Below are 15,704 nucleotides of genomic sequence, written 5' to 3' on the forward strand. Positions count from 1 at the left end.
TGTCTTCCCTGAGGAAGACATCAACCCTTATTTCTCAACCTGGCGGACATTAATTCGCTGGTTTTCGTCGAGCATCGAGGCTTTAGCCCGGATACGCGCTTCAAGCTGGTCGACCATATCGAGGTTATCCAGTCGCTCACGCTGACGGATACCATCTTCATAGAAGCCGCTCTTTTTATTGCCGCCGGTCACACCCAGTGTCGACACCGTGGCTTCGCCCGGGCCGTTCACGACACAACCAATAATGGAGACATCCATCGGGGTAATAATATCTTCCAGTCGCTGCTCAAGAGCATTCACGGTACCGATGACATCAAATTCCTGACGGGAACAGGTCGGGCAGGCGATAAAGTTGATACCGCGGGCGCGGATACGTAATGACTTCAGGATATCGAAACCGACTTTAATTTCTTCAACCGGATCGGCGGCCAGAGAAATACGCAGCGTATCGCCGATCCCTTCAGAAAGCAGTAAGCCCAGGCCGATAGCAGATTTTACTGAACCGGCACGGGCACCACCCGCTTCCGTGATCCCGAGGTGCAATGGCTGATCGATCTGTTTTGCCAGCAGCCGGTAAGACTCAACCGCCAGGAAAACGTCCGAAGCTTTAACGCTCACCTTGAACTGATGAAAGTTCAGACGATCCAGATGATCAACGTGGCGCATCGCGGACTCAAGTAAGGCCTGTGGCGTCGGTTCACCATATTTTTCCTGCAGATCCTTTTCCAGTGATCCTGCATTCACCCCGATGCGGATCGGGATATTTTTATCACGTGCGCAATCCACGACCTGGCGGATACGTTCATTATTGCCGATATTACCCGGGTTGATCCGCAGGCAATCAACGCCGTATTCAGCAACTTTCAGCGCAATACGGTAGTCGAAGTGAATATCAGCCACCAGCGGTACATCGACCTGCTGCTTAATCAGACGAAAAGCCTCAGCCGCATCCATCGTCGGAACTGAAACACGAACAATATCGGCACCCACACGTTCAAGTGCCTTGATCTGATTAACAGTAGCTTCCACATCGGTAGTGCGGGTATTCGTCATTGACTGAACGGCAATAGGCGCTCCGTCGCCGACTGGCACCTTACCAACATAAATCCGGGTAGATTTACGACGGTTTATTGGAGCCTGGTTATGCATATTTTCTCTCCACAAGTCCCCGGGATGGCGTATTAATGCGCGCCAATCGTCAGGCGAGCGACCTGGTTAGTACGAACAAAACGACTTAAATCAACGGGCTGACCTCGGAACTGTACAGAGACAACCGCAGGCGCACCGATTTTGACACGGTAAGGTGTTTTACCGTTAAGGTTCAGCTGACCGCCCTTATGCTGTAATCCGCTGAATAATTTTTTACCCTGAGCATCTGTCACTTCCAGCCAGCAATCGCCACGGAAATTCATCACCAGTGCATTGGTGGTGGCCACCGTTGCATCGGTCGTGACCGGAGAGGCTGCCGGTGCCGAAGGTGCCTGTGTTTCCGCAGGACTCTGTACCGCCGGTGTCGCTGGCTGAGTCGGCGCAGGGGCTGCCTGAGACGGTGTCACAACCGCAGACGGAGCCGCACTGCCGGCAGCATCAGAAGAGGCAGGTGTCGTGTTATCGGCTGCTGCCGCGTTACCGGTCGCAGCAGGTGCAGTCGTGTCCGTTGTGGCTGGCGCAGCACTCCCGGTATCCAGTGGGATCGCATTACCGCCGGCCGGGGCATCATCACTGCCATCAGATAACGGAATTGATTGTTCATTACCGCTGCCCGCCGTGGTACTGGTCATGGCATTAAGATCGGCCTGTGAGGCTTTATGATTTTGCCACCACCAGGCCACTGTCAGGCCGACAACCACAACGATGACCAGCAGAGTGAATGTCATTAACATTCCGTCACGCTTTTTCCGTCGTCCGCTGCTGCCGAGGGCGATGTTGTGCATCGGCGTAATTTTCGCCGCACAGATGGGGGCCTGTTTGGACAGCATCGGTAAAATTTCATCTTCCGGTACCTGCACAAGACGGGCGTAAGAACGGATATAACCGCGCAGAAACGTCGCTGCTAAATCGGCCGGAGACTTATCCTCCTCGATATCGCGTACCGTGGAAAGTTTCAGGCATAGACGTTCTGCAACATTTTGCTGACTCAGTCCTTTGGCTTCGCGCGCTAAACGCAGGCGCTCACCGGTGGACTGAACGGCTGATTTTTCTTGGGTGGCTTCAGTATTCATTAGCTAAATAACGCTGGTACTGTATCGAAAGTGGAAAGATCCGCGCTAACTGCTCACCATAACGTTTCACGTCACTGGCGTCATTCTGTTGCACGGCGTAAAGAATCTTTAACCATAAGCTTTCTGCACTGGCAGAACGAAACTGGTGATAAATCTCCAGCAGAAATCCGGCATCGGCAAACTTCTGTCGTTCAATGCGACGCCCCGCTTCTGCCAGTAACTTATCTGCTGCAGCGGGTTCACTACTGATCACAGCCGTCAGTTTTTCTGCTGCCTGGCCTCGTTTCCCCTCATCAAGAAAACAATACCCCGCTGACAGCATCGTCTGAGTCCGGCCGTCCCCTGTTGTTGCAAGAGTTGCCAGTAAAAAACGCGACTGCGCTTTATCATACTGCCTTAAAGCACAGAGAAACGCACCGTAATTATTTAGTACATAACCATTTTCAGGTGCCAGCTTCTCCGCCCGAGTGTAGCAGACTCCGGCCATCGCATCATGGCCCTGAGTCTGATAAAGCCTGGCAAGCCCCAGTAATGGGCGATAATCGTCCGGCGATGCCTTGACGGCACGCCGTAAATTACGTTCAGCTGCAGTATATTCGCCAGCCGCCAGATACTGCAGGCCCAATTGTAAGCGTATCTCTCCGGCCACGGGGCCGGGATGTGGCGTACAGGCGGTGAATAAAAACACCACCGGCAACCCACAAACTATCCCTGAATATCTGAGCATCATGCCTCTCCCTGCTGATGGTTACGGTGTCATCAGCAGAGTTACACAGCGCTCAGACCAGGGAAAGCCTGCTTTGGTTACGCCTGAACCGTCTTCACAGAGATTTCTTCCCCGGCGATTTTTTTACGCATTGTCCGCTTGGTCCGGTCAATAACGTCCCCGGCTAACTGACCACAGGCGGCATCAATATCATCACCACGGGTTTTACGCACAATGGTGGTAAAGCCATATTCCATCAGCACCTTAGAAAAACGGTCTACGCGGCTGTTAGAACTGCGGCCGTAAGGTGCGCCCGGGAAGGGGTTCCAGGGGATAAGGTTAATCTTGCAGGGCGTATCTTTCAGTACTTCAGCCAGCTGATGTGCATCATCAGTGCTGTCATTAACGTGGTCCAGCATGACGTATTCCACGGTCACGCGGCCCTGATTGGCATTCGATTTTTCCATGTAGCGTTTGACCGACTGCAGGAACGCTTCAATATTGTATTTTTTGTTGATCGGTACGATGTCATCACGCAGCGCGTCGTTCGGCGCATGCAGAGAAATAGCCAACGCAACATCGATCATATCGCCCAGTTTATCGAGTGCCGGCACCACACCGGAAGTCGATAACGTGACACGACGTTTAGACAGCCCGAATCCGAAGTCATCCAGCATGATTTCCATCGCCGGGACGACATTGGTCAGGTTCAGCAGGGGTTCACCCATTCCCATCATCACAACGTTAGTAATGGGGCGCTGACCGGTGACTTTCGCTGCACCGATAATTTTAGCCGCACGCCATACCTGACCGATAATTTCGGACACACGCAGGTTACGGTTAAAGCCCTGCTGAGCGGTTGAGCAGAATTTACACTCCAGTGCACACCCTACCTGCGAAGAAACACACAATGTCGCACGGTCGTCTTCCGGGATATATACCGTCTCGACTAACTGGTCACCCACGCGGATAGCCCACTTGATGGTACCGTCAGAAGAACGCATCTCTTCAGCCACTTCCGGCGCCCGGATTTCCGCAACCCGGGCCAGCTTCTGGCGCAGCACTTTGTTGATATCGGTCATTTGCTCGAAATCATCGCTGCAGTAGTGATACATCCATTTCATGACCTGGTCGGCACGGAAAGGTTTTTCACCCATTTCAAGGAAGAATTCACGCATCTGCTGACGGTTAAGGTCCAGCAAGTTGATTTTGGTGTTTTTAGGGGTCACGGTTACGGGGGTATCGGACACAGGAGTAGCTGCAGGTTCGGACATAATAATCTCTGGCCTCGTTGTTACACGTTATGGCGCGGTAATGGATAGTTAAAAAGGAACACCCCCGCAGAAAACTCTGCGGGGGTGTTCATTGTACATTATCTGTTGCGGGATGCCATCGGGGGTCCCCCTTTCGATGACAATTTTGTCACTGTATATTTACAGTGAATTCCCGCACCGACAGATTAACGGGTGCGTGCGCAGACTTCACCTTCACCGAAGAAGTAAGCAATTTCACGTGCTGCAGATTCTACAGAATCTGAACCGTGAGTTGCGTTTTCGGTGAAGCTGTCAGCGTAATCGGCACGTAAAGTTCCTGCCAGTGCGTTGTCCGGGTTAGTTGCACCCATCAGGTCACGGTGACGCTGGATAGCATTTTCACCTTCCAGAACTGAAACAACAACCGGGCCTGAAGTCATGAATTCAACCAGACCATCAAAGAAAGGACGTCCTTTGTGTTCTGCGTAGAAGCCTTCAGCCTGCTCTTTAGTCAGGTGCAGCATTTTAGCACCAACAATTTTGAAGCCAGCGCTTTCAAAACGGTTGTAGATAGCACCAATCACGTTTTTAGCAACAGCATTTGGCTTGATGATAGAAAAAGTACGTTCGATTGTCATTTTGACCTCAGTCTGAACTTCCAAAGTATGTCGCGTGGAATGGCCTGGTATTCTTATTAAAAGCGTACGAATTAACCATTCCGGCGAAGAAACGGCGCAAATTATAGGGGGCTAAGCGCTCATTGCCTACGGGTAATCACATTTTTTTTAAAAAAAAAGTCAGCAGACCGCCCGGGGAGGTCAATTAGTAAACAGCGCAGCCAGTCACCGGGATCAGGCCAACGCCTGTCGTCACCGTTGGCCTGCTTTTTTTGCGGCACAAGGCTTGAGCTGCCTCTTAAAATCACCGACACTCAAAAAAATGCTCATTCACAGGAGAGGCTATGAGTCAGACGCTTTTTGTTACCCCTGAATGGCTGGCAGAACATCAGCATGACCCACAGGTTCAGGTGCTCGATGCACGTATGTTACCGCCAGGACAGGAACAGACCCGCAATATTACTCAGGAGTATCTGGCGGAACACCTGCCTTCAGCTCCCTTCTTTGATATTGAAGCGTTGTCTGATCACACCAGTCCCTACCCGCATATGATGCCCCGACCGGAAGCATTCGCGGTTGCGATGCGTGAACTTGGCATCTGCAGTGATAAACATCTGGTGGTCTACGATGAAGGCAGTCTGTTTTCTGCCCCCAGAGCCTGGTGGATGCTGCGTTATTTCGGCGTGGCTGAAGTCTCTATCCTTGCGGGCGGGTTACAGGCCTGGAAAGCCGGCGGCTACGGGACAGAGCAGGGCCAACCGGCACTGACAGACGGTATTTTTGAGGCCCACCCGCAACCGGATCAAATTAAGCGTCTGAATGATGTGCTGCTGGTGAGCCATGAAGGGGGAGCACAGATACTGGATGCCCGTTCAGCCCCGCGTTTTCATGCTGAGGTGGATGAACCTCGCCCGGGACTGAAACGCGGCCATATTCCGGGCAGCCTGAATGTGCCCTGGAATACCCTGGTCAGTGACGGACGCCTGTCAGATAACGCCCGCCTGAAAACGGTCTTTGAATCGGCAGGCGTAGACCTGCAAAAACCGGTCATCGCGTCCTGCGGGTCCGGAGTGACTGCGGTTGTCCTGATTGCAGCCCTGACACAGCTCGGCCATAAACAGGTCTCGCTGTATGATGGTTCCTGGGGGGAATGGGGAAGCCGGGACGATTTACCTGGTGTTCAGTAACCGGTCAGTGATTTCCGCAGGGCGGTCTGCCGGTATCCGTCCGGGTTTTACTCAGCAACACCGGATGGGCAGCACCTTTATTACCGGGCGAACCGCCTGTCTCTCCCCTCTCCCGCCCATGATAATGATGCGGCGGGAGCGGGGAAAAGTATCGTGCGCCCAACCCGCATAGCGGCACTCTGCAACTGATGCCGGGATTATCGGTCAGCAGCAGACTGTTGCCGTGACCAGTGCGTCATTTCCTCTGAAATAAACCAACCCACGAGGTCGCGATACAGGGCCTCAATCACATCCGGTTCCAGACCGCACTCCACCGCCCATTCCCGACGCTGCCGGAGCATGGACTCAAACCGGGAGTTTGCCTGCACCTGATCCGCCGTTTTTTTAAATTTTGCCGCAGCTTTGACAAACTGATAGCGCTCTCCGATCAGCGAGATCACCTGCTGATCGATACGATCGATTTCGTGCCGGATTTCGGCCATGTCACGGCACGACTCCGGGGATATAATCGTTGCAGAAGACATCATTCAGGTTCCTTTTTCGCGGGAATTTTCGTTCCGATCACAAAACATCACGGACAACATACCAGAACGATGCTCCCCCGTCGAAGGTAAGTCCTGACCTATAAGAGATCATGTTCGCTTTTGAGCTCGGTTAAACGGCTGTTCAGCGCTTCTAAATGCTGTGAAATCGCGTTAATTTCCGTTTCGCTCACCGGATGATGGTTATCGAGTTTTCGTTGTACCTCATCAAGTTGCGCAAACACCGGCTGACCGCCCAACTGGAGTGTCTGACGCATCTGATAAATTGCGGTTTTCAGCTCTGAGATCGTCATATAGGACTTACGCTTTTGCTCGGCATCAAGCAGGCGTTGCTCCAGATGTTCAAGCTGACGATTTACCCTCACCCAGCTATTGATGGTCGGCAGACGGGCTCTTTGTTCAGCGAAATAGCTTTGCCAGCGGAGGGTCAACGGATTATCCGGCCACAGGACGTTTAAACGCACTGCTGCAGAAGGTTGCTCCAGCCAGTGAAAAATACTCATCGCGCAGAGAGTCAACGCGATCCCGGCCATACCACTGACAAGCCAGGACTTTCGGGAGCGGCAATGCGGCTGTACCACCACAGGCTCCGGAAGAGGCTCTCTGGCGGCCTGAACACCCGGCGATGCCGGTGCGGAAACCGCCGGGGTTACCGCCAGCGCCCGTTGTTGCAACGACCGGCGGCCTGAGCGGAGATAATCGAGCAGATGACTCAGCGCCGCCTGACTGCGCGATTGCAGGCTCAACGCATGGCTGAGCATCATCGATACGGCTTCTTCAAGCTGTGTCAGCGTGTCAGGTTCTGCACTGGTGAGCGGCAGGCTGTAAACACTGGTCGCAGCATTCGTGGCATACCATTCGATAATTTGCATGCGAAGATCTGTGGCGGCTAAGGGTGGCCAGCACTGGAGCTGTTTTCTGCCAAAGGCTTCCGCCAGCAATAACGTGGCATTGGCCATGCCAATCCAGCCGTGGCGATGGCCGCTGATCAGGCAATACCAGACCCCGCTTTGCAGGTCGTAACCGTGGCGTTGAAAGATCTCCAGGCACTGGTTCTCTTGCGTCAGCCACCATGACCGGTCGTGAACGTGGCGCTTCCAGCCATTGACGTGGTTACTGAGCAGCAAAAACTCATGGTGATGGCGAGGATCGTGGCAACTGATTTTCACATCAACAGGTTTTAAAATTGCATTAGCCTTTGTCATGGTGTTTCCGCGTCACGAGTTTATTTTTGCTGAGGGTAAGTTTCAGGCCGCCTTTCATGACCTTGTCTTCCTGAAACAGGTGATCTGCCAGCAATGGCAGTGTATGCCGGTTCAGTACCTGATCGATATCGCGGGCACCGCTCTGGTTCACCTGACACAGTCCGGCTATCCGGGTGACAACGCTTTCGCTGTAACTCAGTTGACCCTCGCCGTTGCTGGCGACGTGATAACGATGGCAGATTTTGTCCAGCTTAAGCCTGATGATCTGCGCAAGCGTTTGGGGTTTTAACGGCAGATACGGGATTAACGTGATGCGCCCCATCAGCGCCGGGCGGAAAACATGCTCGAACTCCGGGCGTATCAGCTCACAGAGTGCCTCTGGCGAGGTCTCTCCTCCCTCGCAGGCTGCGATGATCTTCGCACTCGCCAGGTTTGATGTCATAATAATCAGGGTATTACGGAAGTTGATGCGTTGACCTTCCGCATCCTCAATCATGCCTTTGTCGAACACCTGATAAAACATTTCCATCACATCCGGATGGGCTTTTTCCACTTCGTCGAGCAGGACCACGCTGTACGGATTGCGTTTCACTGCCTCGGTCAGCACACCGCCCTGACCATAACCTACATACCCCGGTGGCGACCCCCTCAGGCCAGAGACGCTGTGCGCCTCCTGATATTCTGACATATTGATCGTTACCAGACTTTGCTCACCACCGTACAGCAACTCCGCCAGCGCCAGCGCAGTTTCCGTTTTTCCGATACCGGAGGGGCCGGCTAACAGGTAGACGCCCGTAGGTTTTTGCGGGTCACTAAGGTTGGCGCGGCTGATACGGATTTGTGTGGCGATGGTTGCCAGTGCGTGACTCTGGCCGACGATGCGCTGTTCCAGCCGGTGATGTAACTCACTCAGTTGATGATGTTCTTTTTCCATCATCCGTCCCAGCGGGATGCCCGTCCATCCGGAGACCACATCGGCGATACAGGCGGTGTCTACACAATCAAATACCAGCGCGTGGGTTTCATGTAACTTCGCCAGTTCGCTGCGCCAGCGGGCAATGGCGCTTGCATCGTCGCTTTCCTGCAACTGTTGCACCAGCGCTTTTTGTTGCTTCCACAATTGCCGGAGATGGGTTCGTTCGGCCATCAGTTCAGTTTCCCGCTGAGCCAGCGTAGCCAGCCGCTTCCCGTGCTGCCCTTCTTTATTCAACGCATCACGTTCAGTGTGCAGATGAGTAAGCTGAGCCTCGATATCTTCAATCTCTTTCGGAGAATATGACCGGGATACTGCCACGCGGGCGCAGGCGGTATCGAGCAGGCTGACGGATTTGTCCGGTAACTGCCTGCCGGTAATGTAACGGGAAGAGAGGGTTACCGCGGCGTGAATAGCGCTTTCAAGGATCTGTACGCCGTGATGACGGGACATGGCGGGCGCGATGGCTCGCAGCATAGCGGTAGCGCTTTCTATGCACGGCTCGGCAACCTCCACCGGCTGGAAACGGCGGCTCAGGGCGGCATCTTTCCCGAAATACTTTTTATATTCTGCCCCGGTGGTCGCCGCCACGACGCGTAGCTCGCCGCGCGCCAGCGCGGGTTTCAGCAGATTCGCTGCATCGTTTTGGCCGGTCTGACCACCTGCGCCAATCAGCATGTGCGCTTCATCAATAAACAGGATGACAGGCTGCGGGGCACCGGTAATTTCCTCCATCAGCACCTTAAGGCGGTTCTCGAACTCACCTTTCACACTGGCCCCCGCCTGTAGCAGGCCGAGATCCAGCGTCAGGACTTCCATGGATTTCAGCACATCGGGGACGTTACCCGCAGCGATGCGCAGCGCCAGGCCTTCCACCAGCGCGGTTTTTCCCACACCTGGCTCGCCGGTCAGGATCGGATTGTTCTGACGGCGGCGCAACAGAATATCAATCATCTGGCGAATTTCTGCTTCCCGTCCCGGCACCGGATCCAGTTCGCCATTACGCGCCTGTTCAGTAAGGTTTCTGGTAAATGTAGAGAGGGTGCTGTGCTTCGTCTGTGCCGGTGAAAGCACACGACTTTCTGCGGGCTGGCAGGCGTTAAGCAACACATTTTCTGCAACCTCCGGTGTACAGTGAAGCGCTTTCCGTACGCCGCCGGCCAGCTCCGGTGCAGTATTTTCATCCAGCAGACACGCCAGTAATGCAGCGGGGGCCAGTTGCGTTAGTCCCCAGCCCGCACTGGCGCAAACCCAGGCTTTTTCCAGCCACTGAACCAGCCCAAAGGAGAACACTGGCGCATGGCTGTTACCGTTTCGCAGCGTGTTCAACGTTTGCTGTGTCGCACTGAGCAGGGCATCACCGGACAGCCCTGCACTCAGGCTGAGTGTTTCCATCAGGCTGCTGTGGCGAACAATGATCGCCAGTAAAAGATGTTCAACGTCGACTTCATGATGGGTACGGGAAATCGCCTGACTGACGGCGTCGTCCAGACACGCACGGCTTTCCGGGGTCAGTTTATCAACGATGTGTTTTAAATAGCGGCTCATAAATATTCCATTTCGTAAATTACCGGCATTCAGAGACAGTTTCCGGCAGGCCGGAGAGTCGGCCGCGTAGCGCGGCAGAAGGTTCGAGAGTTTGTTTTGTTGTTTCCAGACGCTGTTTTTGTTTTTTAAGATCCGCCAACTGACTGTCCAGCGCTTTCCAGCCCATCCATGCGTTTCGCAGTTGAGTCGGGTCGGAAATCCTGAAGCGCAGCAGTATTTGTCTGATATTCAGTGCCGCCATAGCATCCGCGTTGTCATCAAAATCACGGACGTCAATCAACGCTTCGCCACGCACAAAATCGTTAAGGAAGTCAGGCCAGGCGCTGTTACCGTTATAGTGGTAGGCAGAGGTGAAATCAGGGAATTTCACTTCCAGTGTCACTCGCTTGCACTGTCCCGGCCGCCAGATAAATTGCGTTTTCTCGGCAAAATTCATGCTATCAAGCACGCTGACACCACTCTGACATTCCAGTGTCAGGCGCGAGCCTGTCGGGATCAGGCGTGCGCCTTCCGGCACGGTCGCCGGCTGGCTGACGATGCTGATACTGTAGGGGGTGCTCTCCATGGCCTTTTGCTGCAGGGTCAGTTGTGCCATCTGATCATTGAGCACTGCCAGCCGATCGGCATTCTCAGTGAACGGTCGCTGCGGGACGTCAAGCACATCTTCCGGATTTAGCAGGTGACGGGCAATGTTCAGAAACTCGTCACTCAGCGGTAACGTCTGCCCCTGATATGAGCCGGCCTGTGGTCCCTGCTCATTAATGATCAGTAAGTTTTTGGCCGGGCCACGGAAGAAGTCCGCCAGATACTGCCCCGTCAGCACCACCTGAGCGTCGTATTCAAGTCTCTGAGTATTTTTGCGTATCGGCCACAGCACGTTACTTTGCCACTGCTCGTTGAGCCAGCAGCCAGAGCGAGACAGTGAGTGGGCCAGAAGCGCCCCGGCCTCGCTTTGATATAACGACCAGACCGCATCCACACCGATTTCCTGGCTGCGGGGATCTGACGTTTTACGCAACTGTTCAAAACCGGCGAAGAGTGTGACCAGCGGATTGTTTTTTTGGGCGTCCGTCTGCGCGGCGAAAAGACCGTCGGTCAGCGCCGGGCTCAGGGCCCCCTGATTCAGAGCCTGACTGATCACCGTATTCAACGCCGCCTGCCATTTCTGCCATGCGATAATCACAGGCGAACCGGGCGTGGCGGCAGAGAGTGATTGACCGCCTCCCAGCCATGCCCTCAATCCCTGACGAAATGTCGCGTCAACGCCCTTTAATGTCTTCAGCGCAGGGTTTTCTGCAGCCTGTGCAGGCAGACGTTGTAAGCGTTGCAGTTCTGCCAGCCAGGGCTGGAGGCTTTGCTTCGGAATATCCTCCAGGTCGAGGGCAACACGCCTTGCAAACTGCATCGCGGGGCTTTGCCCTTGAGCCATATCAATCAGTTGGTTTTGCGACAGCGAACGCGGGGCCTGATCCTGAAGATAAGACGCCACGGAGAACAACATCCTGCGCCAGGCGTTTTGCCGCAGGACAGGCAGAGCCTGCATAAACTGTTGAAGTGCGGCCCCGGATGGCGATTTTCCTCCGGCCTGTACGATGAGGTTCACCCATTCGGTAAGCTGCACTTCGCCCTGTCGTGTCCAGATACCGGATAATCTGACGGTGTCAGGCAGTTGCGGCCAGTAGTCGCTGGCCAGGACATCATGCAGAGTGTCATCCGGCGCGGTCAGCCAGGCCAGCGTGTGGTCATCATTGATAAGCGCGGTTAGCAGACGATGCAGCGCCGCCAGATGTCTGGCACCGGTGGGTTGTTGCATCTCCCGGCGTTCAAGTGCCAGCCTCGCGTACGGGGATGCCGAAGGATCGACAGAGTAAAGCCGCAGGGCATCAGGGATGGCTGGTCTCAGGCTCAGCGCCGCCAGCGTGGCACCGTCACGCATCGCCTGACGGGTCAGCAGGGTCTGAGCCAGACTGAGCACCATCTGACGCTTCACGGGCAAGGACGCCGTCAAAAATTGCTGCTCATACGCCGGGAGCTGAGCATCGACGTTCAGTAACTGAGACGGTAGTGTCTTCCGCAGGCGTGCTTCAGCCAGCCTGTGCTGGTCGTTAAGCACGTGCGCAAAAGGCAGATATACCAGCGGGGAATCGTGGTGCGTTTCGTTTTTCATCAGTGCATCGACCAGTGCTCCCGGGGGCAGCGTCGCCATGTTGTGCTGCATCAGCAGGGTACTTTTCAGTGCGCTGTAACCCAGCGCCATCACGCAGCCCAGCAGTAACAGGCGGCCCGTCACTGCGCGCAGTTTCCTGCGGTAATGCCATTGCACATCGCGCGTTTTACTGAACGCCGGAAGGTGGTATGCCAGCAAGTCGTGAACAAATAAGGTGGTGCGGTGACTTTTATTTTTATCCTGTTGCTCACTTGCCGTGAACCACACGCCACCGAGCGTTGCCGGGGTGAAGTAAGCATTGGGTTCACACAGCGACCCCACAAAAAGCCGCAGCGGATCTTCCAGCCGGGCGAACGCTTCCGGGAACGCCAGCAGCGCGACCTTGTCCTGCACTGAATCGGGTGTGCTGACAATGCTGAGCCGGGCGAGATCAAACCCTTTTTTCAGCGCGGTAAAAAGCGGCAGCAACATCGAGGTGTCTTTACCATCGATTTCCGGCGGCGTCGGCCAGTAATATCCCAGCGCCTGCTGTTGCTGAGCGAAGGACAATTGCCTTGCCCACAGGCTGAACGCCGGAAATTTATCGCACTGCGTCACCGTAATGTAGAGCGGCAGCCGGCGCTTAAGTTTGCGGGTCAGAGGATCTATCCGGGTACGGATTTTGCGCGCCTTTTCATGTAGCGCGCTGATGTCTTCGTTCATGAGTTCGCTGACCGACAGGCAGATCAGGATCCCCGCAGGTGCGGGCGCTCGCGTGATCCAACCGACCATTTTCCCCCAGGCACGGTGGAATGCCGGAGCGCCGTTGAGGAAATTGCCGGAGATGTCCAGGAAGCCGGCGTTATGGAAAAACCACCAGCGCAAGGTGTGAGTCGGTACAACGTTATTGTCCTGTTTATTCCCGGAGAACACCGGCAGTCCCGATCCGGCCAGCAGTGACGTTTTGCCGCAGCGGTCGCCGAGCAGCAGATACCTCGGGATCGGGGGGCGTTTACGCTGTATGCGCCTGACCACCGCCGCCCCGGATTTCCAGTGTTCGAACAGCACAAACTCCCGGCGTGACAGGCGAAATTTACGGAAAAAACAGCGTGCTTTATTATCTTTAATCAGCTGTGTCAGCCAAAGCAGTGAGACCCACAGCAGGACGGCTGCGATCAGCACACTCACCCAGACCGCGAAAATGGTGACCGTACTCCACTCATGCCAAAGCCCGGTGATGCAGCAGAAGAGAAACACCAGACACAACAGCAACAGCCATCCGGCAAAAACGAATAATTTTTTCAGCATACGTTCTTATGAAAAATAAAGGGTCAGAAGAAGTACCAGAGCGGCGTAAAACAGCACCAGCCCGGGGATCGCAAATACCACGTTGTATCCGGAAGAGGTCATTAAGCGTTCACCGACATTGACCGGGGTAAGTGGCGCATCGTTCGGCCACGTCTGCCACGCGGGCGGCAGGCACAGCCGGAGCTGTTGTTCGATGAGGGCGTTGAGCGTCTGACGATCCTGCTCCCCGCCGTATTTCCCACAGAATCCGTTATGCAGACAAAACAAAAACACCTGCCGCGCCGCCTGCTCTTCTTCTTTCAGGTCACTCAGTCGGGAGAAAAAAAGCTCGCCGCCGATGGACGTCCGGAAATACTTGCGTTGCAGCAAGTCGGAACGCCAGTGTTGCACCAACGGTTGCGCCGAGCACAACAGGGTTTCATCGAGCCAAACGACCACGGCGAAGAACGCATGCTCCCGTTCGGATTCGGAAATATCATGACGGCAGGCCTCCTGCATCGACTCTTCGAGCCGGGTGATGCAGAGGGCGCGAAAGGTGTCGTAATCGGCAAAAATCTCAGGCTCATGGGCGAATCGGGCCGCCAGTTTGAATACCGGCAGATAGCAGTCGAGTAGTTTCATTGTGAAGGGTCCATAAAGACCAGTTGTACCTGTAAGTCATCGGGAGCATCAGCCCAGTAAAAGGCGATATTCTTTTCTGTTTCGGCCTGTTTCCACGCCTCCTCATGCTGGTTAAGCATAAAGTAGAAGAAATCTTTGCGATCAGGTACGCCGCGTGGTGAAGGGTTCATCCGGGTTGCGGTGATGCCCGGGAGTGCGTGCTGGATCAGCACATTGATGGTGTCCTGAGAGGCGATTTTAAATTCACAACCGGCGGAAAAGCTGACCTGCCGCGATGCCAGCTTTTCTGAACGTAACAGCAACAACACCCGGCTGGCTGGCTGCCTTTCGATAGCCAACATCTCGCAGCGATAGATCCTTTGCTCGTCGGATTGAAGCGTGACGTAAGTGTTATCTTCCAGTGCCAATCCGTTGAGCAAAGTGATCAGCGTATTTTTGACACGAGTAAAGGAATCGATCAGGCGATAGTGATCGTAAAGCAACGGTGACGCACCACCGTCGAGCCATTCGCCGGTGTACGAGCACATGTCGTTAAAGGACGAAATCTCCCCGACCACTTGTATCAGCAGGCCATAGATGTGCCACGGATGAAGGGTCGGCGCACGGCAGTAATGCTCAAGCAGGGGCAGTGCGCGGTTAAGAGAGCGCATCGCCAGAAGCTGCGTGATGTCACTGGCGCTTTTAATGCCATTGCTGAGCTGGTCGCGACGTTTATATTCTTCGAGTTTTCGGGCGCGACTGCTGAGTTCGGCGCGCAGTCCTTCAAGCAGATTTTTGAGTGCCGGGGAGCCCGCAAGCGCGACCGTTGGCGGACTGAAACGCGGATCAAATATAACCCGTTCGTTGTCATAAAGTAGCTGAAGTAACGGCAGACACTCACAATCGACTGCGGTTTCTTTTTCTTCGTCGCTCAGTATACGAACGTTATAGACGATGCGCGGCACGACACTTTCCGGGCCGTTGTGATAAACGTCTTTCATCACTCCGTCATCGGCAGGGTTGATCCAGCGGCTACAGGTGCCGGTACCCACATTCTGATGGCCCGGGTCAAACCGGCGCAGCGCCACCCACAAGGTGAGCGGCTTTTCACGTTGTTTCCATGCCTCCCGGAACTGGTACGGCTCAATCAGGCAATTCCCCGGGTATTCCAGATAATAGCCAGAGGGCAGGATCATCTGTAGCTGGTCGATTTTCAGTGAAAAATCGACCAGCGTTTCCTGGTTAATATCGCACTGTATTACGCCGACGTTCCATGGCTGCGCAATCTGCCGCTGCTGTGCCAGCATGTAACTGTGATGGAGGTCCACCGACTGAAAATGCTGAGGTTGCAGATACAAACCGGAGTACCAGTAAATCTGTTGTTGTTCAGGATACAT

12 protein-coding genes are annotated in these 15,704 nt (G+C 54.5%); 1 reads left to right on the plus strand and 11 read right to left on the minus strand.

Features of this window, described 5'->3' with window-relative positions; translation table 11 throughout:
* Window positions 1-27: 27 nt before the first annotated feature.
* The 5 genes from ispG to ndk form a co-directional block, all read right to left on the minus strand.
* Window positions 28-1,149: a flavodoxin-dependent (E)-4-hydroxy-3-methylbut-2-enyl-diphosphate synthase gene (ispG, locus tag CG67_RS14485; protein WP_025903653.1), complete on the minus strand. Its 1,122-nt coding sequence runs from the start codon at window positions 1,147-1,149 to the stop codon at window positions 28-30.
* 32 nt (window positions 1,150-1,181) lie between these two features.
* The gene (gene rodZ, locus CG67_RS14490) at window positions 1,182-2,222 is read right to left on the minus strand and encodes a cytoskeleton protein RodZ (protein ID WP_025903654.1); all 1,041 of its coding nucleotides are present in this window, start codon (window positions 2,220-2,222) and stop codon (window positions 1,182-1,184) included.
* Window positions 2,212-2,952 carry a type IV pilus biogenesis/stability protein PilW gene (gene pilW, locus CG67_RS14495; RefSeq protein WP_111678624.1) on the minus strand — a complete coding sequence of 247 codons (741 nt, stop codon included), beginning with the start codon at window positions 2,950-2,952 and terminating at the stop codon, window positions 2,212-2,214. The genes rodZ and pilW overlap by 11 nt, the downstream gene beginning before the upstream one ends.
* A gap of 74 nt (window positions 2,953-3,026) precedes the next feature.
* A complete protein-coding gene (locus CG67_RS14500; protein WP_025903656.1) occupies window positions 3,027-4,202 on the minus strand; it encodes a bifunctional tRNA (adenosine(37)-C2)-methyltransferase TrmG/ribosomal RNA large subunit methyltransferase RlmN in 1,176 nt (391 codons plus the stop codon).
* 185 nt (window positions 4,203-4,387) lie between these two features.
* A complete protein-coding gene (gene ndk, locus CG67_RS14505) occupies window positions 4,388-4,819 on the minus strand; it encodes a nucleoside-diphosphate kinase (protein ID WP_025903657.1) in 432 nt (143 codons plus the stop codon).
* Between the two features lie 323 nt (window positions 4,820-5,142).
* On the opposite strand from ndk, the gene sseA reads away from it, so the two are divergent.
* A complete protein-coding gene (gene sseA, locus CG67_RS14510) occupies window positions 5,143-5,985 on the plus strand; it encodes a 3-mercaptopyruvate sulfurtransferase (protein ID WP_025903658.1) in 843 nt (280 codons plus the stop codon).
* 197 nt (window positions 5,986-6,182) lie between these two features.
* Here sseA and CG67_RS14515 read toward each other — a convergent pair whose 3' ends face one another.
* The 6 genes from CG67_RS14515 to tssK form a co-directional block, all read right to left on the minus strand.
* Window positions 6,183-6,512 carry a chorismate mutase gene (locus CG67_RS14515; RefSeq protein WP_235501142.1) on the minus strand — a complete coding sequence of 110 codons (330 nt, stop codon included), beginning with the start codon at window positions 6,510-6,512 and terminating at the stop codon, window positions 6,183-6,185.
* A gap of 95 nt (window positions 6,513-6,607) precedes the next feature.
* Window positions 6,608-7,732: a VasL domain-containing protein gene (locus CG67_RS14520; RefSeq protein WP_025903660.1), complete on the minus strand. Its 1,125-nt coding sequence runs from the start codon at window positions 7,730-7,732 to the stop codon at window positions 6,608-6,610.
* Complete coding sequence (tssH, locus tag CG67_RS14525; RefSeq protein WP_025903661.1) at window positions 7,719-10,253, minus strand: type VI secretion system ATPase TssH; 2,535 nt, start codon at window positions 10,251-10,253, stop codon at window positions 7,719-7,721. The genes CG67_RS14520 and tssH overlap by 14 nt, the downstream gene beginning before the upstream one ends.
* A 19-nt stretch (window positions 10,254-10,272) precedes the next feature.
* Window positions 10,273-13,707, minus strand: a complete 3,435-nt coding sequence (locus tag CG67_RS14530) for a type VI secretion protein IcmF/TssM N-terminal domain-containing protein (protein WP_025903662.1) — start codon at window positions 13,705-13,707, stop codon at window positions 10,273-10,275.
* Window positions 13,708-13,713: 6 nt separating this feature from the next.
* The gene (locus CG67_RS14535) at window positions 13,714-14,328 is read right to left on the minus strand and encodes a DotU family type IV/VI secretion system protein (protein ID WP_025903663.1); all 615 of its coding nucleotides are present in this window, start codon (window positions 14,326-14,328) and stop codon (window positions 13,714-13,716) included.
* Window positions 14,325-15,704, minus strand: coding sequence for a type VI secretion system baseplate subunit TssK (gene tssK / locus CG67_RS14540; protein WP_025903664.1), 1,380 nt, complete (start codon window positions 15,702-15,704; stop codon window positions 14,325-14,327). Before tssK ends, CG67_RS14535 begins: the two co-directional genes overlap by 4 nt.

This window comes from Tatumella sp. UCD-D_suzukii, assembly GCF_000611875.2.
Lineage (GTDB): Bacteria > Pseudomonadota > Gammaproteobacteria > Enterobacterales > Enterobacteriaceae > Tatumella > Tatumella ptyseos.

Excerpts from the sequence above, each read along its gene's own strand:
- rodZ (WP_025903654.1), bottom strand. The coding sequence starts at position 2,222 with ATGAATACTGAAGCCACCCAAGAAAAATCAGCCGTTCAGTCCACCGGT.
- CG67_RS14500 (WP_025903656.1), bottom strand. The coding sequence starts at position 4,202 with ATGTCCGAACCTGCAGCTACTCCTGTGTCCGATACCCCCGTAACCGTG.
- ispG (WP_025903653.1), bottom strand. The coding sequence starts at position 1,149 with ATGCATAACCAGGCTCCAATAAACCGTCGTAAATCTACCCGGATTTAT.
- sseA (WP_025903658.1), top strand. The coding sequence starts at position 5,143 with ATGAGTCAGACGCTTTTTGTTACCCCTGAATGGCTGGCAGAACATCAG.
- tssK (WP_025903664.1), bottom strand. The coding sequence starts at position 15,704 with ATGTATCCTGAACAACAACAGATTTACTGGTACTCCGGTTTGTATCTG.
- tssH (WP_025903661.1), bottom strand. The coding sequence starts at position 10,253 with ATGAGCCGCTATTTAAAACACATCGTTGATAAACTGACCCCGGAAAGC.
- CG67_RS14515 (WP_235501142.1), bottom strand. The coding sequence starts at position 6,512 with ATGATGTCTTCTGCAACGATTATATCCCCGGAGTCGTGCCGTGACATG.
- pilW (WP_111678624.1), bottom strand. The coding sequence starts at position 2,952 with ATGATGCTCAGATATTCAGGGATAGTTTGTGGGTTGCCGGTGGTGTTT.
- ndk (WP_025903657.1), bottom strand. The coding sequence starts at position 4,819 with ATGACAATCGAACGTACTTTTTCTATCATCAAGCCAAATGCTGTTGCT.
- CG67_RS14535 (WP_025903663.1), bottom strand. The coding sequence starts at position 14,328 with ATGAAACTACTCGACTGCTATCTGCCGGTATTCAAACTGGCGGCCCGA.
- CG67_RS14530 (WP_025903662.1), bottom strand. The coding sequence starts at position 13,707 with ATGCTGAAAAAATTATTCGTTTTTGCCGGATGGCTGTTGCTGTTGTGT.
- CG67_RS14520 (WP_025903660.1), bottom strand. The coding sequence starts at position 7,732 with ATGACAAAGGCTAATGCAATTTTAAAACCTGTTGATGTGAAAATCAGT.